The sequence below is a fragment of the Solirhodobacter sp. genome, from assembly GCF_964715405.1.
The window spans coordinates 1-18,029 of sequence record NZ_CBAICG010000003.1 but is presented as its reverse complement, the minus strand read 5'-3'; the positions used below and the strand labels follow the sequence as shown (position 1 = coordinate 18,029).

At 65.2% G+C, this 18,029-nt stretch carries 20 protein-coding genes and 1 pseudogene; 14 read left to right on the top strand and 7 right to left on the bottom strand.

Annotation, left to right across the window (positions count from 1 at the left end; all coding sequences use genetic code 11):
* Nucleotides 1–20: 20 nt before the first annotated feature.
* From AC11WY_RS01790 to leuC, 5 genes are all read right to left on the bottom strand, one after another.
* Nucleotides 21–806: a hypothetical protein gene (locus tag AC11WY_RS01790; RefSeq protein ID WP_482921924.1), complete on the bottom strand. Its 786-nt coding sequence runs from the start codon at nt 804–806 to the stop codon at nt 21–23.
* Nucleotides 807–1,110: 304 nt separating this feature from the next.
* The gene (gene leuD, locus AC11WY_RS01785) at nt 1,111–1,716 is read right to left on the bottom strand and encodes a 3-isopropylmalate dehydratase small subunit (protein ID WP_482921922.1); all 606 of its coding nucleotides are present in this window, start codon (nt 1,714–1,716) and stop codon (nt 1,111–1,113) included.
* 12 nt (nt 1,717–1,728) lie between these two features.
* On the bottom strand, nt 1,729–2,244 hold the full coding sequence (locus AC11WY_RS01780; protein WP_482921920.1) for a DUF4276 family protein: 516 nt from the start codon (nt 2,242–2,244) through the stop codon (nt 1,729–1,731).
* Between the two features lie 29 nt (nt 2,245–2,273).
* On the bottom strand, nt 2,274–3,488 hold the full coding sequence (locus AC11WY_RS01775; RefSeq protein ID WP_482921918.1) for an AAA family ATPase: 1,215 nt from the start codon (nt 3,486–3,488) through the stop codon (nt 2,274–2,276).
* Nucleotides 3,488–4,906, bottom strand: a complete 1,419-nt coding sequence (gene leuC, locus AC11WY_RS01770) for a 3-isopropylmalate dehydratase large subunit (RefSeq protein WP_482921916.1) — start codon at nt 4,904–4,906, stop codon at nt 3,488–3,490. Before leuC ends, AC11WY_RS01775 begins: the two co-directional genes overlap by 1 nt.
* Nucleotides 4,907–5,228: 322 nt before the next feature.
* Here leuC and AC11WY_RS01765 point away from each other — a divergent pair, with 322 nt between their 5' ends.
* Nucleotides 5,229–5,783, top strand: a complete 555-nt coding sequence (locus AC11WY_RS01765; RefSeq protein WP_482921914.1) for an SOUL family heme-binding protein — start codon at nt 5,229–5,231, stop codon at nt 5,781–5,783.
* Nucleotides 5,784–5,943: 160 nt separating this feature from the next.
* On the top strand, nt 5,944–6,474 hold the full coding sequence (locus tag AC11WY_RS01760; protein WP_482921912.1) for a hypothetical protein: 531 nt from the start codon (nt 5,944–5,946) through the stop codon (nt 6,472–6,474).
* Here AC11WY_RS01760 and AC11WY_RS01755 read toward each other — a convergent pair.
* Nucleotides 6,471–7,091, bottom strand: a complete 621-nt coding sequence (locus AC11WY_RS01755) for a TetR/AcrR family transcriptional regulator (protein ID WP_482921910.1) — start codon at nt 7,089–7,091, stop codon at nt 6,471–6,473. The two genes, AC11WY_RS01760 and AC11WY_RS01755, sit on opposite strands and share 4 nt — an antisense overlap.
* A 136-nt stretch (nt 7,092–7,227) precedes the next feature.
* On the opposite strand from AC11WY_RS01755, the gene mbfA reads away from it, so the two are divergent.
* The 8 genes and pseudogenes from mbfA (at nt 7,228) to AC11WY_RS01715 (ending at nt 13,445) form a co-directional block, all read left to right on the top strand.
* Nucleotides 7,228–8,205: an iron exporter MbfA gene (gene mbfA, locus AC11WY_RS01750; RefSeq protein WP_482921908.1), complete on the top strand. Its 978-nt coding sequence runs from the start codon at nt 7,228–7,230 to the stop codon at nt 8,203–8,205.
* Nucleotides 8,206–8,248: 43 nt separating this feature from the next.
* Nucleotides 8,249–8,626, top strand: a pseudogene (locus tag AC11WY_RS01745) (nitroreductase family protein); the annotation flags it as partial.
* A 129-nt stretch (nt 8,627–8,755) separates the two neighbouring features.
* Nucleotides 8,756–9,685, top strand: a complete 930-nt coding sequence (locus AC11WY_RS01740) for an AEC family transporter (RefSeq protein ID WP_482921906.1) — start codon at nt 8,756–8,758, stop codon at nt 9,683–9,685.
* A 14-nt stretch (nt 9,686–9,699) separates the two neighbouring features.
* Nucleotides 9,700–10,530, top strand: a complete 831-nt coding sequence (gene fghA / locus AC11WY_RS01735; protein WP_482921904.1) for an S-formylglutathione hydrolase — start codon at nt 9,700–9,702, stop codon at nt 10,528–10,530.
* Nucleotides 10,527–10,988, top strand: coding sequence for a YaiI/YqxD family protein (locus tag AC11WY_RS01730; protein WP_482921902.1), 462 nt, complete (start codon nt 10,527–10,529; stop codon nt 10,986–10,988). Before fghA ends, AC11WY_RS01730 begins: the two co-directional genes overlap by 4 nt.
* A complete protein-coding gene (locus tag AC11WY_RS01725; RefSeq protein WP_482921900.1) occupies nt 10,985–11,608 on the top strand; it encodes an HAD family hydrolase in 624 nt (207 codons plus the stop codon). The genes AC11WY_RS01730 and AC11WY_RS01725 overlap by 4 nt, the downstream gene beginning before the upstream one ends.
* Entirely contained in the window at nt 11,605–12,522 is a 918-nt protein-coding gene (locus tag AC11WY_RS01720) for an ornithine cyclodeaminase family protein (RefSeq protein ID WP_482921898.1), read from the top strand. Before AC11WY_RS01725 ends, AC11WY_RS01720 begins: the two co-directional genes overlap by 4 nt.
* Nucleotides 12,519–13,445 (top strand): alpha/beta fold hydrolase, encoded by a 927-nt coding sequence (locus AC11WY_RS01715; RefSeq protein WP_482921896.1) that lies wholly within the window; start codon nt 12,519–12,521, stop codon nt 13,443–13,445. The genes AC11WY_RS01720 and AC11WY_RS01715 overlap by 4 nt, the downstream gene beginning before the upstream one ends.
* Here the strand turns inward: AC11WY_RS01715 and AC11WY_RS01710 are convergent.
* Complete coding sequence (locus AC11WY_RS01710; RefSeq protein WP_482921894.1) at nt 13,442–14,692, bottom strand: MFS transporter; 1,251 nt, start codon at nt 14,690–14,692, stop codon at nt 13,442–13,444. The two genes, AC11WY_RS01715 and AC11WY_RS01710, sit on opposite strands and share 4 nt — an antisense overlap.
* 116 nt (nt 14,693–14,808) lie before the next feature.
* Between AC11WY_RS01710 and zapE the strand changes: the two genes are divergently transcribed.
* The 4 genes from zapE (at nt 14,809) to AC11WY_RS01690 (ending at nt 17,935) form a co-directional block, all read left to right on the top strand.
* A complete protein-coding gene (gene zapE, locus AC11WY_RS01705) occupies nt 14,809–15,888 on the top strand; it encodes a cell division protein ZapE (RefSeq protein ID WP_482921892.1) in 1,080 nt (359 codons plus the stop codon).
* A gap of 228 nt (nt 15,889–16,116) precedes the next feature.
* Nucleotides 16,117–16,647 (top strand): PEP-CTERM sorting domain-containing protein, encoded by a 531-nt coding sequence (locus AC11WY_RS01700; RefSeq protein WP_482921890.1) that lies wholly within the window; start codon nt 16,117–16,119, stop codon nt 16,645–16,647.
* 377 nt (nt 16,648–17,024) lie between these two features.
* Entirely contained in the window at nt 17,025–17,669 is a 645-nt protein-coding gene (locus AC11WY_RS01695) for a DUF433 domain-containing protein (protein WP_482921888.1), read from the top strand.
* Nucleotides 17,666–17,935: a hypothetical protein gene (locus AC11WY_RS01690; protein ID WP_482921886.1), complete on the top strand. Its 270-nt coding sequence runs from the start codon at nt 17,666–17,668 to the stop codon at nt 17,933–17,935. The genes AC11WY_RS01695 and AC11WY_RS01690 overlap by 4 nt, the downstream gene beginning before the upstream one ends.
* The last annotated feature ends 94 nt before the right edge of the window (nt 17,936–18,029 follow it).

Genomic DNA, 18,029 nt, shown 5'->3' with positions numbered 1-18,029 from the left:
GGCCCCGGCCAGCAGCCAGATCAGACCGGCTGCAACGATCCGGCCCTGGCCGCGCCGTTCTGGCGGCGCTTTTCGCGGATCATGTCGGCGATGCGGCCCATCGCGATGCCGCGCATGAAGAGTGAAGCGGGAAGAAAGGCCCATGCCGAGATTGTCCAGATCAGCGTCTGCGGCGCATCAAGCGTGATCGGCTGTAGCGAGGTCGCCGCCGCCTTCACCACGGCAGGCACCAGGAATGGCAGCAGAAACCCTAACGCAATGTTAAAGCGCGCATCGCGTTCGAGCCGCGCGACGACATCGCCTCCCACGGTGGGGTCGAACGTCGGCAGGTTGACCCAGACGTTGAAGGCGCCGTGGTTGGCGGGCCAGCGGAACACCTTCAGCACCACGACAAAGATCGACAGCATCAGAAGCGAGATCAGATAGGCCATGCCCGCCGCGGTGCGCACCAGGGCGACTTGGGCAGAGGGCGTATCGACCGGCAGCATCAGCGTGATCAGCCGCACCGGGCTGTAGGGAATGTCGATCGCGCGGCCGATCACCGTGCCGATCGCCTGCACGAATGCGGCGAAGGGTGTCGGGTCGTCATGGCCACGGCAGATCACCGTCAGCAGGAAGACGGTGAGCAAGAGCGAGACGTAGCGGATGCGGTTGAACGGCGGCGCATAGCGAAACTCGATCAGCCCCGGATAGGCCGAGGCATATTCGGAAAACGTCAGCGCACCCGCAAAGATGGCAACAAAGGCAATGGCTTGCGTCACATCCGTGCTGCCGCCAGGCAACAGCAATGCGGGCGTGGCCAGCATGACAACAATCAACAGTGCGCGAATGATCGCGCCCGGAACCCTGTGAACCACCGCTCTTCTTCCCTCAACCCGGACGGGGGAGGTGCGATGCCGCCCCCTTGTTCCTAGTCGGTCGCGCCAATTGTGGCGCTTCGCCTCAAACGTGCCCAAGTTTTGCCTTCTTTCACGCAGCCGATCAATGGCTTCTTAAGAAAGTTCTTTTGCTGCGGCGCTTTGAAGGAGAATCTGTCGCTACTTTGCATCAATTTGGCGGCAAAAAAGGGGCCGCCCGGCAGGCGACCCCTTCTTGCGGTTGAACGCGGGCTCACACCCAGGGGTGCAGCGTGCCGTTCCTGGCCTCGTAGCTGTCGATCGCCTTGGCCTTTTCCAGCGTCAACGCGATGTCATCCAACCCATTCAGAAGGCAGTGTTTCTTGAACTGGTCAACGTCGAAGGCAAAGCTTTGCCCGTCCGAGGTGGTGACGGTCTGGCTTTCCAGGTCCACCGTGATGCGGGCGTTGGCGCCCTTGCGGGCGTCGTCCATCAGCACGTCCACCGCTTCCTTCGGCAGCACGATCGGCAGGATGCCGTTCTTGAAGCAGTTGCTGAAGAAGATGTCGGCAAAGCTGGTCGAGATCACGCAGCGGATGCCGAAATCCAACAGCGCCCAGGGCGCATGTTCGCGCGACGAGCCGCAGCCGAAGTTTTCGCCCGCCACGAGGATCTCGGCGTTCCGATAAGCCGGCTGGTTCAGCACGAAGCCGGGGATTTCCGCCCCGTCGAGCGTGTAGCGCATCTCGTCGAACAGGTTCTTGCCAAGGCCGGTGCGGGCGATGGTCTTCAGGAACTGCTTGGGGATGATCATGTCGGTGTCAATGTTGACCAGCGGCATCGGCGCCGCGACTCCGGTGAGGGTGGTGAATTTGTCCATGTTATCTTCTCCTTAGGCGGCGGTCAGGTCGCGGATCGCCTGAATGGTGTTGCGAAAGCTGGCCGAGCGTGTGTTGCTTGTATCCAGATACGGAGCAATTTCGGATGCGCCGATCATCTTTCCATACCCGGGGCGGATCCTATCCATCTCCTCGGCCGGATGAGGGATCGCGTCGGGGTCTTTTGTTGAGAACTTCGGATACTTCCCTGTAGCTACATAACCGGCAGCGACAAGTGCTGGCAGGTCTGCAAGGAACCATGCTTCAAGTTCTTGGCAAACGATCCTGACCTTGCTATGCCCGGCCTTTCCGGCAGCGTTAACGAGTGTCCACAGAAGTGTTTTTCGCGCTCTACAATCTCCGCGATCATTGTCGCGGAGGATCAGAAAACGCGCGCCTGGCACCTGCCATCCTCGGAGTTTTCTTGGGATCGAGCGCTCTAAATCACTCTTACCCTGATGAGCGATGATCGTCACGCTTCCCAAGTCTATACCAAGCTTGGGAAGGATATGTTCGAGAGTCGTCTTCATCGAAGGCTCTTCCGTAAGAATGACGAGCGTCATAGAGGGTCCGCCCCACTAAACAGCCCTTCGCGCCACAACCAACCGGGGCGGTCACCTTCCGCAACGAGAGCCTTCAATTGCGCGTCGTCGCCAGCCCGATGGATGGTCGTGAATCCGCTCTCCTTTTGCATCCAGTAGATCGACTCTAGCGGCACAGCGCTGAGGAAATCGGGCGAATGGGTTGTGACGAAGACCTGCGCCTTGTTCTTGCGCGCCTGCGTGTAGGCGGCAAACTCCTCTGCGAGGATTGCGAGGAGGCTCGGGTAAAGCTGGTTCTCGGGCTCCTCGATACAAAGAAGCGGATGCGGGTCCGGGTCGGCAAGAAGCGCAAGATAGGCGAACATCTTGATGGTCCCGTCCGACACATATCGCGCAAGAAAACCTTTGTCGAAAGCAGCATCCCGAAACCGCAGCGCAACACGTCCATCGCCTGTATCCTCAGGACGGACCTCCGCAATGCCGGGAACGCGCTCGGCCATCTGCCTCAACAGCCCTTTGAAAATGTTGGGATGGTTTTCGTTCAGATACTGGGCGTAGAGTGCAAGATTCGACCCGTCCTCATTCAGGTGTTCCGCTGGAGCGGCATCCGGCTCTGGACGAGCTTTTTCGATATGAAAATCGCTTACACTCCACCCCTCGATCAACTCGCGCAGTTGACTCGCTGCCTCGAACCGCTTGAACTGGCCTAACGCCTTAAGCGCAAGGATATCGGGTCCATCCAAGGTAAATGGTTCTCGATTGAGTTGTGTGTAGTCAAGAACGGCATCAAAAGAATCTGCGGTTTCTTCGACGGCTTGACCTTCCCCCCTTGTGAAATCGATAAAATGGAATGGTTGTCCCTTGTTGCCCCGGCGACGAAAGCTCAGAATCTCTCTAACAACAACGATCTTTCTGCCCTCTTCTGCAACTTCGACGCGGTAAGTTACAGTGCGTGATTTGCCTTCTTTTTCAAAGTCTAGCTGAACTTTTAGCTCAATCTCGATTGCTTCGCCTTCATGGCCGCGCGAGACTAATTGTGCGAACCCAGCGCGCTTCTGCACCGCTGTCCTTACGTTATGCACCAAGCAGTCTCGCAGAAATCCGAATACGTCTATGAACGACGTTTTTCCGGTTCCGTTCGCGCCAATGAGAACAGCGAAGTTCGGGATGTCCTTCATATGGACATCCCGCAGTGTCTTGAAGTTCTTGACGCGAATGGAATGGATGCGCATCACACTTCCTCGCCCATCATCTCGCGGATATCGGTCAGATGCCCGGTGATCGCCGCCGCCGCCGCCATCGCGGGGGAAAGCAGGTGGGTGCGTCCGCCGCGGCCCTGACGGCCCTCGAAGTTGCGGTTGCTGGTCGCCGCGCAACGCTCGCCCGGCGACAACTGGTCGGGGTTCATCGCAAGGCACATCGAGCAGCCGGCCAGCCGCCATTCCATCCCGGCGTCGATGAAGATCTGCGCCAGCCCCTCTTCCTCGGCCAGCGCGCGCACGAGGCCCGATCCGGGCACCACCATCGCGCGCATCCCCGGCGCGATCTTACGCCCCTTCAGCACCGCCGCCGCCGCCCGCAGATCCTCGATCCGGCCGTTGGTGCAGGAGCCGATGAACACCGTGTCGATCTTGATGTCGGTCAGCTTGGTGCCCGGCGTCAGGCCCATGTAGTCCAGCGACCGTTGCGCCGCCTCGACCTTGCCGCCGTGGAAATCCGCGGCCGCGGGCACCACGCCGGTGATCGGCAGCACGTCTTCGGGGCTGGTGCCCCAGGTGACGACAGGGGCGATATCCTCGCCCTTCAGCGTCACGACCTTGTCGAAATGCGCGCCCTCGTCGGTGAACAGTGTCGCCCAGTAGGCCATCGCGACCTCCCACTGCGCGCCTTTCGGGGCGTGCGGGCGGCCCATGACATAGGCGAAGGTCTTTTCGTCCGGCGCGATCAGGCCGGCGCGGGCGCCGCCCTCGATCGCCATGTTGCACACGGTCATGCGGCCTTCCATCGACAGTTCGCGGATCGCCTGACCGCAGTATTCGATGACATGGCCGTTGCCGCCCGCGGTGCCGGTGGCGCCGATGACGCTGAGCGTGATGTCCTTGGCGGTGACGCCGGGGCGCAAGCTGCCGGTGATTTCCACCTTCATGTTCTTTGACTTCTTCTGGATCAGCGTCTGGGTCGCCAGCACGTGCTCCACTTCCGAGGTACCGATGCCATGCGCCAGCGCGCCGAAGGCGCCGTGGGTCGCGGTATGGCTGTCACCGCAGACGACGGTCATCCCCGGCAGGGTCCAGCCCTGTTCCGGCCCGACGATATGCACGATGCCTTGCCGCACGTCAGACACCGGATAGTAGACCACCCCGAAATCACGCGCGTTCTTGTCGAGCGCCTCGACCTGAATCCGGCTTTCCTCGTTGTCGATGTGGGTCTCACGCCCCGGCGTGGTGGGCACGTTGTGGTCGGGCACGGCGATGGTCTTTTCGGGCGCGCGCACCTTGCGGTTGGTCAGGCGCAGGCCTTCGAACGCCTGCGGCGACGTGACCTCATGCACGAGGTGACGGTCGATATACAGCAGGCAGGTGCCGTCGTCGGATTGCTGGACGACATGGTCGTCCCAGATTTTGTCATAGAGCGTACGGGGAGCGGACATGGCTCAATCTCTCGCGGAATGGGGGATATCGGGTCAGGCAAGGTGGCGCGCAGGCGCGCGCAGGCACCCGCTCAGAGTCGGGCGAGAACGGAGCAGGTCGCCCCGTAAAAGCGCCAAGGCAGGCGGGCGCGGTCGCCGATGTCGAAAAAGCGCAGCATGGCCGAGGTTCTACGCCCGAATCCGCCGAGTGGCAATATGGCCGCATGGTGAACCGGAGCCGCGGTGCCTGCGTTTAACCCGCATCACGGAGGTGCGCGATGTTTCGGGCGATGATGGTTGCCGGTGTTCTTTTGGCGGGGGCGATCCGCCCTGCGGAGGCATGATGTACAAGGGTTACGAAACGGCTGACTACACGGTCGAGCAGACCGAGGGCGTGGTGGAAGTGCGGCACTACCCGCCCCATCTCGTGGCCGAGGTCACGGTGGATGGTGATCGCTCGACCGCCGCAAGCCGGGGATTCCGCATGCTTGCGGGCTATATCTTCGGCGGCAACCAAGGCGCGGGCCAGATCGCAATGACGACGCCGGTCACGCAGGAACCCGCGAAGATCGCGATGACCACCCCCGTCACCCAGACGGGTGGCGACGGACAGTGGACGGTGCAGTTCGGGATGCCCGGCACCTACACGCTCGATACCTTGCCAAAGCCGAAGGACGACAGCATCCGCTTTGCCGAAACGCCCGAGACGCGTGTGGTGGTGATGACATTCTCGGGGTTGCCGACGGCCGGGCGACTGTCTGAAAAGGCCGACGATTTGCGGGGCGCCGTCGCCCGGACGGGGCTGAGCGTCACCGGCGACGTGTTCTACATGTTCTACGACTCGCCCTTCACGCTGCCGTGGAACCGTCGAAACGAGGTCGCGCTGCATCTGCGCTGAGTCCTTCACGCCACGGATGCCAACCGAGTCAAGACAAACCCCCGTGCACGCTTGCACTTTGTGACGGTTTCATGGAGAAATGCGCGACTTTCCGCGCACGGGGCGCGGGGCCGGGGTTTTCGCCCGGACCGGACCGGACAAGACAGGACGCCCACCGCCGATGATGCCCCTTCTCGTTCTGCGCGCCGCCCTTGCCGCCGTCGCCGTGGCGGCCGCATCGGCCAGCGGGGCTTGGACGTTTGCCGACCCCCTGACCGCCGACCCGGCCAAGCTGCGCGTCACGCTGGCGCTGCCGCCCGGCTTCGCGGTGCTGCCCGGTTCGGCCGAACTGCGGATGAGCGCCACCAACGACAAGACCGGCGAGACCACCACCGCCGCCGATGCGCTGGCCGACGCTGGCACGCCGGGCCCCGACATGACGCTCGCGCTGGCCACGCCCACGACGGCGCAACTCTCGGCGCTGGAGGCCACGGTTGCCACCTGGCGCGCGGCCCGCGCCAATCCACAGGCGCAGATCACAGTGACATTCACGCCCTGCCGCACCAGCCCCACGGCCGACCCCGCAGGCCCGATCGCGTTGACGCTGACGCTATCGCCCGCTGGCACGCGGTTCACTCTGGTGCAGCCCGGCACGACGCTGGCAGGCTATCTGCCGGGCGGCGCGGCCACGATCGCGGCCTGCCCCGGCTAACGCACCCCATAGCGCGCCAGGAACATCTCGACCGCGCCGGTGATGGTGCGCTCGATGTCGCACGGCGCGCAAGCGGCGCCGGTCCCGAAGATCGTCCGGGCATGAATGTCGGCCTTGCACAATTCGGCAAACTGGTCGGCGGCCAGGTCGATGTCGTCGATCTTCAACTCGCCCCGCGCGCTGGCGGCGCGCAGATAGGCCGCCAGGCGTTCGCGCACCAGGAGCGGGCCGGATTCGTAGAAGGCGCGGCCGAGTTCGGGAAAGCGGTCGCTTTCAGCGACGCAGATGCGGAACATGCGCTGCCCGAATTCAGAGGTCACGAAGGCGGCAAGGCGGCGGGCGGCGGCGGTCAGCACCTCGCGCGGCGGGGCGGTCATGTCGGTCAACTGGATCGCGGCGGCCGCCTGTCGCGCGCATTCCGATCGCGCCACCTCCAGGAACAGCAGCCGCTTGTCCGGAATGTAGCTGTAAAGCGTGGCCTTCGAGACGCCCGCCTCGCGCGCGATGTCATCGACGCTGGCACCTTCGAAACCGTCGCGCAGAAACACCGTCCGGGCGCCTTCCAGCACCTGATCGTATTTCCGGCCGCGCTTCACCCCTGCGACTGCGATGGCCATCCAGCTTTGTCCCCCCGTGTCGAGCATAAACCGTTCGGTTCAGTCGGAGCAAGCCGGACCCTCGCCGCGTGTCGTCACGCCTTGCAGTTTCATGCGTGGCTGCTAGTTTAGAAGCATTCTAAGCACGGAGCCCCGCATGATCCCCGGTGTATCGAGCCGCCGCCGTTTCTCCGACCTGTCCGAGCAGGAGATGCTCGCGCTCGCGATCTCGTCCGAAGAGGATGACGCGCAGATCTACCGCACCTACGCCCAGCGCCTGCGGGCGGAGTTTCCGGCCTCGGCCGCGATCTTCGACGGCATGGCGATCGAAGAGGATGGCCACCGCCGCCGCCTGATCGAGCTGCACCAGAGCCGGTTCGGCGAGGTCATCCCGCTCTTGCGGCGCGAGCATGTGGCGGGCTTCTACGCGCGCCGCCCGGTCTGGCTGGTGCAGAACCTCTCGCTCGATACGATCCGCGACGAAGCGACCGCGATGGAACGGCAGGCCGAAGCGTTCTACACCCGCGCCGCGGCCAACACGCAGGACGCCCCCACGCGCAAACTGCTGGGCGACCTCGCGGCGGCCGAGGCGGGCCACACCCACAAGGCCGAAGAGCTGACCGGCCAGCACCTCGACGCGGACACCCGGGAAGAAGAGAACCGCGCCGCGAAACGGCAGTTCATCCTGACCTGGGTGCAGCCGGGGCTGGCCGGGCTGATGGACGGCTCGGTCTCGACCCTCGCGCCGATCTTCGCCACCGCTTTCGCCACCCATGATTCCCACACCACCCTGCTGGTCGGCCTCGCCGCCGCGGTCGGCGCGGGCATCTCGATGGGCTTCACCGAGGCCGCGCATGACGATGGCGTCCTGTCGGGGCGCGGCTCGCCGATCAAGCGCGGGCTGGCCTCGGGCATCATGACCGCGGTGGGCGGCCTTGGCCACGCCCTGCCCTACCTGCTCCCCGCGTTCTGGACGGCCACGATCATCGCCATGATCGTGGTGTTCTTCGAGCTTTGGGCGATCGCCTGGATTCAGAACAGATACATGGAAACCCCCTTCTTCCGCGCCGCCCTGCAGGTCGTCGTGGGCGGTGCTCTCGTCTTTGCCGCGGGGGCGCTGATCGGCGCGGGCTGATCTCCGGTGTGGGAGGTAGCATGTTTCACAAGGATGACCCGGGCTGCGCGCGCTGGAACCCATCGGCACCGGCGTGTCGAAGCCCCACCTCGACCTCGCGCCCTGGCTCATCGTGGTCTTCACTCAGCGCTGGGGCACCTCCAGGGGCGGCGCACGCTCCAAGAACCACGACGTCCTCGAAAGCGTCGGCATCGCCACCGGCTTCCTGATCGCGGCGATCCACCATGCCGGGCTGGTCTGCCTTGAACACGCCCCGAACCCGATGACGTTCCTGCCAGACCTCTGCGGCCGCCCCGCCTCGGAGAAGGTGGTGATGATCCTTCCCGTCGGTGACCCCAACGAAGACGCCACCGTGCCCGCCGCCGCCAAGATCAGGAAACCGCTGGCCGAGATCATGACGGTGATGTCGGCGCCCGGCTGACTCTGGCCTTGCCCTTTCATCTTGGCGCAAATATCCCCGCCGGAGGCTCGAAAGTTTTGCCTGCGAAAAGGACTCCAGCCTCTGGCGGGGATATTTGCGCCAAGATGAACGCAGAAGGAGGGCGCGCCGATGATCGAGGTTCTGATCCGCGTGCTGCCCTTCTTCGCGTTGATCGGCGTCGGCTATATCGCCGGGCGCACCGGGTTCCTGAGCGCGCAGGGCACCGCCGCGATCACCAGGTTCGTGTTCTACTTCGCGCTGTCGGCAATGCTGTTCAAGTTCGCCTCGAACCTGTCGCTGGCCGAGATTTATTCCACCCCCTTCGTGCTGGCCTACCTGTCCGGCTGCACGCTGGTCTACCTGCTGGCCTTCGGGGTGGCGCTGATCCGCCGCGTCACGCTGGCCGAGGCGGCGGTCGAGGCGCAATGTGCGGTTTGCGGCAACACCGGCTTTCTGGGCGTGCCACTCTTGATCGCGCTTTTGGGGCCGAAGGCGGCAGGGCCGGAACTGATGGTGCTGACCATCGACATGATCGTGTTTTCCAGCCTGATCACCCTGATGATCACCGCCGCGCGCGAGGGGCGGGTGTCGCTGGGCGTGGGCAAGGTGCTGGGGGCGAGCCTGCTGAAAAACCCGATGATCGTGTCGATGGCGCTGGGGCTCGGCTGGTCGGCGACCGGCGTGCCGGTGCCCGGTCCGGTGAACGATTTCATGGGGCTGCTGGGCGGCGCCGCGACACCGGGTGCGCTGTTCGCGATCGGCGCCTCGCTGGCCGCGCGGTCGGCCGAGCGGATCGAGGTGGCGGCCTGGCTGTCGTTCTGCAAGCTTGCGCTGCATCCGGCGGCGGTGGCGGTGGCGGCGCTGGTGCTGTTCCCGGTCGAACGCTTCGCCGCGCATGTGATGATCGCGGCGGCCTCGCTGCCGGTGGCGGGCAACACCTACATCCTTGCCCAGCATTACGGGGTCGCGCCGCAGCGCGTTTCGGCCTCGATCCTGATTTCCACGGCGGTCAGCGTGCTGACCGTCTCGGCGGTGATCGCCTGGATCACCGCATCCTGACGGAGGACGACAAGATGAAGACGATTTCCGAAAACCGCGTGTTCAGCGGCGTGCAGGGGGTGTACTCTCACGCCTCCGAGGCCTGCGGCGGCGACATGACCTTCGGCCTGTTCCTGCCGGAGGAGGCGCAGGAGGGGCCGGTGCCGGTGCTCTGGTTCCTCTCGGGGCTGAGTTGCACGCATGAGAATGCGATGACCAAGGCCGGGGCGCAGGGCTGGGCGGCCGAGCAGGGCATCGCGCTGATATTTCCCGACACGTCGCCCCGGGGGCCGGGCGTGGCCGACGATGCGGCCTTCGACCTGGGTCAGGGCGCGGGGTTCTACGTCAACGCGACCGAAAAGCCCTGGGCGCCCCATTTCCGCATGTGGGACTATCTGGCCGAAGAGCTGCCGCGACTGCTCTTCAACGCCTTCCCGGTGGCGGAAGAGGCGCAGGCGATCACCGGCCATTCGATGGGCGGTCACGGCGCGCTGACGCTGGCGATGGCCTATCCGGGGCGGTTCCGTTCGGTCTCGGCCTTCGCGCCGATCGCACACCCGACGGCCTCGGACTGGGGCCGCAAGCAGTTCACCGCCTACCTTGGCGCGGATGAGGCGAAATGGGCGCCGCATGATGCCACGCTGATGATGAAGAAGCGCGGCTTCGACGGGCCTCTGCTGATCGACCAGGGCGCCAGCGATCCGTACATCGACCTGCTGATGCCCGAGGCGCTGATCGAAGCGATCGCGCGGCGCCGCCAACCCGCCACCTTCCGCATCCAGAAGGGCTATGACCACAGCTACTTCTTCGTCTCGTCCTTCATGGAGGCCCATGTCAGCTTCCACGCCGAGGCGCTGTTCGGGTGAGCGCGGTCTACATCGACGCCGACGCCTGCCCGGTGAAGGACGAGGCCGAGAAGGTGGCAACCCGGCATGGCGTGCGGATGTATGTCGTCTCGAACGGCGGCCTGCGCCCCTCTGCCAATCCGCTGGTCGAGATGGTCTATGTGCCCGACGGGCCGGATGTTGCCGACATCTGGATCGCCGACCGCGCGGCGCGGGGCGACGTGGTGGTGACCGGCGATATCCCCTTGGCCGCGAAATGCATCGCGGCGGGCGCGCGCGTCGTGCGCCACAACGGCGAGGTCTTCACCCCCGCCAACATCGGCACCATCCTGGCCACGCGCGACCTGATGGCCGACCTGCGCGCCGCCGATCCGTTCCGGCAGGGCGGCGGCAGGCCCTTTACAAAGGCCGACCGCTCGCGTTTTCTGGACGCATTGGACCGTGAATTGAACGCGGCCAGGAAAGAGGCATCGGCATGACCCGGCCCGAAGCGGTCGTCTTCGACATCGGCAACGTGCTGATCGAATGGCAGCCGGAGCGCTATTTCGACCGGATGATCGGCGCGGATCGCCGCCGCGCGCTGTTCGCCGAGGTTGATCTGCACGCGATGAACGACCGCATCGACCGCGGCGCCGATTTCCGTGCCACGGTGGCCGCGACGGCGGCGGCATACCCGGACCACGCCGACGCGATCCGGATGTGGCATGACAACTGGCTCGACATCGCGCGGCCGGTGATCCCGCAGTCGGTGGCACTGTTGCGCAGGCTCAAGGCGAAGGGCGTGCCGGTGTTCGCGCTGACGAATTTCGGCATCGGCACCTTCGATCTGGCGCGCACGCGGTACGATTTCCTTGATGAGTTCGACCGCTGCTATGTCTCGGGGCATTTCGGTGGGGTCAAACCGTTCCCTGCAATCTATGACTGGGTTGAACGGGATAGCGGCCTGCCGCCGGAGGCGTTGCTGTTCGCCGATGACCGGCCGGAAAACATCGCCGCTGCCGCCAGCCGGGGCTGGCAGACGCATCTGTTCGACGGCCCCGCGGGCTGGGCCCGGCGGCTGGTGGCCGAGGGACTTCTGACGGAAGGAGAGGCGGCATGAGCATCCAGATCATCGGACCCGACGTCGAGTCGCGGCTGCGGTGGGAGGGCATGACCGACGCGCTGGAGGCCGGACACCGCCGCCCGCGCGCCGCGATCGGCGACACGCTGCTGACGCAGGGGCACAACACGATGCTGTCGCGCTCGGCCTGGATCGCGGGCATGGGCGCGCTGGTCAAATCGGCGATGATCTATCCGGGCAATCCGGCGAACGGGAAACCCTCGGTCAATGGCGCCGTCACGCTGTTCTCGGAAGAGACGGGCGAGCTGGAGGCGCTGGTCGATTTCACCGTCGTGACCAAGTGGAAGACGGCGGGCGACAGCCTGCTGGCGGCAAAGCGGCTCGCCCGCCCCGATGCGCGGGTGATCCTGCTGGTGGGCGCGGGCGCGGTAGCGCGATCCATGGTCGAAGCCTACGGCTCGGCCTTTCCCGGCGCGCAGTTCATCATCTGGAACCGCTCGGCCGAGGGCGCCTCGCGCTTTGCCGCCCAGGTGCCGGGAATGACGATCACGCACGACCTGCCCGGCGCGGTGGCGGCGGCCGACATCATCTGCACCGCCACCATGTCGACCGAGCCGATCATCAAGGGCGAGTGGCTGAGCTCCGGCACCCACCTTGACCTGATCGGGGCCTACCGCCCCGACATGCGCGAGGTCGATGACAAGGCGCTGCAACGCGCGCGCCTTTTCGTCGATTGCCGCGACACGACGCTGGATCACATCGGCGAGTTGAAGACGCCGCTGGCGAAGGGGGTCATCACCCGCGCCGACATCCTGGCGGATTTCTACGACCTGGCGGACGGCAGCTTTGCCCGGCAGTCGGCTTCGGACATCACGATCGCCAAGAACGGCGGCGGCGCGCATCTCGACCTGATGACGGCGCGCTACATCCTGAGCGCGGCGCGCGCAAGATGATCTGGGCCCTGGTCACCCTTCTGGCCGTTCTGGTTGCGGTGCCGCTGCTGGTGGAGCGGTTGCGCGCGCCGATGGACGCGCGCGGCCGCCGTCTGGCGACGGGGGATTTCGTCGAACTGTCGCGCGGGCTGACCTATTACGAATGGCGCGGCCCGGCGCGCGGCCCGGTGGTGGTTTGCGTCCACGGGCTGACCACGCCCAGCTATGTCTGGACCCCGGTTGCCGTGGCGCTGACCGCGCTGGGGGTGCGGGTGCTGACCTACGACCTCTATGGCCGCGGCCTGTCGGACCGGCCGCGCGGGCGGCAGGACCGCGCATTCTTCGTCACCCAGCTCGACGAGTTGCTGACCGCGCTGGAGATCACGCGCGGCGTCACGCTGATGGGCTATTCGATGGGCGGCGCCATCGCCACCGCCTTCGCGCAGGACAAGCCCGCGCGGGTGGATCGGCTGGTGCTGATCGCGCCAGTCGGCCTCGGCCACCGCTCCAGCCGGTTTCTGACGCTTTGCGCCGCCGTGCCGGTCATTGGCGACGGGTTGATCCGGGTCTTCGGCGACATCGTGTATCGTCGCGGCATCGACCGCACCCTGCCCGAGAGCCCCGAGGTGCCCGACATCGTGGCCCGGATGACGGGCGAGATGGGCACTCGCGGAACCCTGCCCGCCGTGCTGTCCAGCCTGCGCGGCATGATGGCCGGGGATATGGCCCCCACCCACCGCGTGCTGGCGGCCACCAGCCTGCCGGTGCTGGCGATCTGGGGCGAGGCGGACAAGGTGATCCCGCTGGCCGCGATGGGGCGGCTGGCGCAGATCAACCGCCGCGCGCGGCAGGTGGAATTGTCCGGCGCGACCCATGCGCTGCCCTACACCCACGCGGGCGACATTCTGGGCGCGCTGACCGACCTGTTGCGCGAACCGGTTTAGGCCGACCGCAACTCCAGCGGCCGTTCGCGTACCGGCAGGTGGACCAGCGCCGAGAAGGCGCCGACGCCGATCCCGACCCACCAGACCAGCGTGTAGTTGCCGTAAAGGTCGTAGAGCCGCCCACCAAGCCAGACGCCCATGAAGCTGCCCGCCTGGTGCGAGAAGAACACGATGCCGTAAAGCGTGCCCATGTAGCGCACCCCGTAGATCTGCGCGACCAGGCCCGAGGTCAGCGGCACCGTCGCCAGCCACAAGGCCCCCATCGCCAGCGCGAACAGGATCACCGTCGCGGGCGTCACGGGATTCAGGATGAACGCGGCCGAAACGATCGTGCGCAGCAGGTAGATGCCCGCCAGCAGAAGCCGCTTGGAATGCCGCTTGCCCAGCCATCCCGCCAGCAATGTGCCGCCGATGTTCGCCACGCCGATGCAGGCGATGGACAGCGCGCCCAGCGCCGAGGTTGTGGTGATGCCCAGCGCGGCAAGCGGCCCGGTCGGGCTGATTGCACCGCAGGTTTCCGCCACCAGCGCGGGGAAATGCGCGGTGATGAAGCCAAGCTGGTAGCCGCAGGAGAAGAAGCCCAGGAAGATCAGCGTAAAACTCGGGTCGCGGAAAGCCGATCGGATGGCCCGGCCCAACGGCTCGTGATGGGGCTCGTGATGGCCCGGCGTGGCCGCCTGCGGCGCGCGCAGCCAGGGCAGCGCCGCCAGCACGGCAAGAATCGCCGCGGCGAAGATCAGGAACACCGCGGGCCAGGCCATGTGCGCCAGCAGCACCTGCGCCAATGGCGGGCCGAACACCTGTCCCGCCGACCCCGCCGCGCTGGTGATGCCCAGCGCCATGCTGCGGTTCTCGGGCAGGGCGGCCCGCCCGACGATCGCCAGGATGGTGCCGAAGCCGGTGCCCGCGATGCCGAAGCCCACCAGCACCTCCAGCAGTTGATGCTGCACCGGTGTGACCGCGAAGGCCGAAAGCATCAGCCCCGCCGCATAGAGCAGCGCCCCCGCCACAATTGCGCGGCGGTCACCGAACCGTTCGGCCAGCGCGCCGAACAGCGGCTGGCCGACGCCCCAGGCAAGGTTCTGCACCGCGATGGCCAGGCTGAAATCCGACCGCGGCCAGTGGAACGCCTCGGCGATCGGTAACTGGAACACGCCGAAGCTGGCCCGGATGCCGAAGTTGACGATCAGGATCAGGCTTCCCGCAACCAGAACAGGGGTGACGATGGCGGTGCGGCTCTGGGTCATGCGCGGCTCCTTGGCGACGGGCCGGACCCTGCGGCGGCCGCGGCCGCGCGTCAATTGTCAATTCGTGCGCGGCAGCATCACCTTTCCTGATCGATCCAGCCCCGGTATACGGCGGTATGCGCCAGTCCCTGCCAGATATCTACGATACCCGCGTCGCCGAGCAGCGGCTGCGCCCCGACGCGGCCCAACGCGGCGTGCTGCCGCATCTGGAAACCCTGCGCGCCTGGCTGGAGGAGACCTCGACCCGGCGGCGCAGTCTGCTCGGCGCCTTCTTCGCCAAGCCGTCGCCGTCACCCCGGGGTCTCTATCTCTGGGGCGGGGTCGGGCGCGGCAAGTCGATGCTGATGGACCTGTTCATGGACGCCACCGACATCGACCGCAAGCGGCGGGTGCATTTCCACGCCTTCATGCAGGAGGTGCAGCACGGGCTGGAAGCGGCGCGCAAGTCGCATGTCGAGGATGCGCTGCAACCGGTCGCCGAGGCCATCATCGCGCAGACGCGCCTGCTGTGCTTCGACGAGATGCAGATCACCGACATCGCCGATGCGATGATCGTGGGGCGGCTGTTTCAGAAGCTGTTCGAGGCCGGGGTGGTGGTGGTGACCACCTCGAACCGGGTGCCGGACGATCTCTACAAGGACGGTCTGAACCGGGCGCTGTTCCTGCCGTTCATCGCGCTCTTGCAAGAGCGGATGGAGGTGGTGGAACTGCAAAGCGAAACCGACTATCGCCAGCACCGGCTGGAGGGCGCGCAGGTCTGGTTCGCCCCCGCCAGCGGCGCGGCCAAGGCCGCGATTTCTAGGATCTGGACCGACCTGACCGGGGGCGACAGCGGCCATCCGCTGCGCCTGCCGGTGAACGGGCGCGAACTAGTGCTGGAGCATGTGCACAACGGCGTCGCCCGCGCCAGCTTCTGGGAACTGTGCGCCCGCCCCCTCGGCCCGGCCGATTTCCTCGCGCTGGCGGGGGCGGTGCGGGTGCTGGTGCTGGAGGACATTCCCCACTTGTCCGCCTCGAACTACAATGAAGCCAAGCGCTTCGTGACCCTGATCGACACGCTCTACGAGGCCCGGGTGCGGCTGATCTGCTCGGCCGCCGACGAGCCGGAACGGCTTTATGTGGAGGGCGCAGGCGCGTTCGAGTTCGCCCGGACGGCGAGTCGGCTGCGGGAGATGCAGGGGGCGGAGTGGGGGTGAATCAGGGCCCCGATTTTGCACCGAAAAGGCACCGACGTTGGGGGGAGGCGAACGTCACGCTCGTGCCGCAGCCACCGGACGCTCGTCGGCCGTTGTCGGCCCGCGCCCGGCCCGATGCCACCGATTTCCACGAGTTCTGCCCCAATCCGCCCCTAATTGGGGGCCATAACCATATTCCAAGGCCGCCGAATCTCGCCTGGCGGCAAAATTTCTCAGGAGTGCCTCCTCATGTTCCCTCGCCTGGCTTTCGCGAACCTGTTGCTGACCCCGGCGGCGGCGGTCCTCGTCGGAATCGTCGCCATAGCGCCTGCTGCCGATGCGGCAACCTACCTGCTGAAATTCACAAGTTCCGGTGGGGATCTCGGATCGGTGACGTTCAACTTGACCGGGTCCACGGCAACATCGGCGTCAGGCCTGATCAATGGCAGCGCCGTGACGGGCCTGTCGGCTTATGCAGGTGCCGATCAACAACTGTTCGTCGCGGGGCCGGTCCACTTCGATATCGGCGGCCTCTCGTTCGGGGCGAGCAATGGGGTCTTCTACAATCTCACCTCCTACCCCTACAGCTCTGACGCCATCACCAACAGCGCAAGAGACCCCTATGGCAACGGATCACCAACGCCGTTTGCGCTCACGAGCATTTCGGTTGCGGCCGTTCCGGTCCCCGCGTCTCTGGGCATGATGCTCCTCGGCCTTGGGGCGCTGGCATTCGGGCTGCGCAAGCGCCGGGGCGACACCACCGGGGCCACCCCCGCCTGATCCAGACTGACGCGAGAGACAAAGCGCCACCGGCGAAGGGGCCGGTGGCGTTTGCTTTGGCTGAGCCGAGCGGCGTGACGGGGAGGGCGAAGGCTCGTTCGAGTTCGCCCGGACGGCCAACCGCCTGCACGGAATGCAGGCGGCGGACTGGGGGTAAACGGGGCACCGAAAGGGCACCGAAACCACACCGAAAAAGCACCGACGTTGCACCGACGTTGGGGGGAGGGCAGGGCCGTGCGCGATGGGCGCGAACCCTACCATTGGTGGGCATGGCTTTCGGCGGGGATCGGCGCTAAGCGAGGTCACGTTCAGATTGACGAACGGAGCGGCAGGCATCATCTTCGACAGAGATGCGCCGCATGGCGTGAGGATGGTCCGTGAGCCAAGATACTGTCATAGGTGCGTTCAGCGAGGCTGATGCCGGTAGGTTGTCCGGGCTTACAATTGGCCAACTGCGTAGCTGGGACCGGAAAGGCTTTATGCAGCCTAGCTATGCGGAAAACGACAGAAGCCTTCCCTACGGTCGCGTCTATTCGTTTCGAGATATTGTTTCACTACGGGTGCTTGGGCAGCTTCGGAACTTCTACAAAGTGCCCCTACAGCATTTGAGAAAGGTGTCTGATACTCTTGCCCATCTAGGCGATGCCAAGTGGACGGCGACAACGCTATATGTGCTTGGTAAGAAAGTAGCCTTTACCGACCCCCGCACCGAAAAGAGGGTGGAAGTGATCAGTGGTCAACAGGTGTTTGACATCCCACTGCGTGTTGTGATCTCTGACACTAGGAAAGCTGTCGCAGATATGAACCGCCGGGACGAAACTACAGTCGGCCGAGTTGTTCATGGAAAGTTTACTTTGCAGAATGAGCCTGTGTTCGAAGGCACACGGATACCCGTCGCGACAGTGAAGCGCTATTTGGACGCGGGCTATTCGGCAGACTCTATTATCGAGGAATTTCCGGATCTGAAGTTTACCGATATAGAAGCGGCTCGAGCCTTTGAAAAAGGGCAGAGCGCAGCTTGATCAATGAACCGGCGCAACCGATTGAGTCAAAGCAGGACTCGGAAGCGTCAGCCTCTCTTGAGAAATTTGAACCAACTGGAGCCCCCGCGCGGATAGGAGATGCGGTGGGGCTGGATATGGAAGTGGACCAGGAACAGCAACCCTTTCGCTTCCTGACCGACCACAACGTCCCGGTCTCAGTAGGAAACGCACTCATCGCGATGGGGCATGATGTTGTTAGGGAACGTCTGATCAAGCGCTTCGGCTGCGCCGATTTGGCTGCCTGATCGTTGCGGTGAGGCTGCGTTCGGGCAAAGTGCTCCGGTTTCGGGCTTTCGCAGCCGCCGTCATGGCGGCAAGCTGGTTTTCGGACGGACTCGT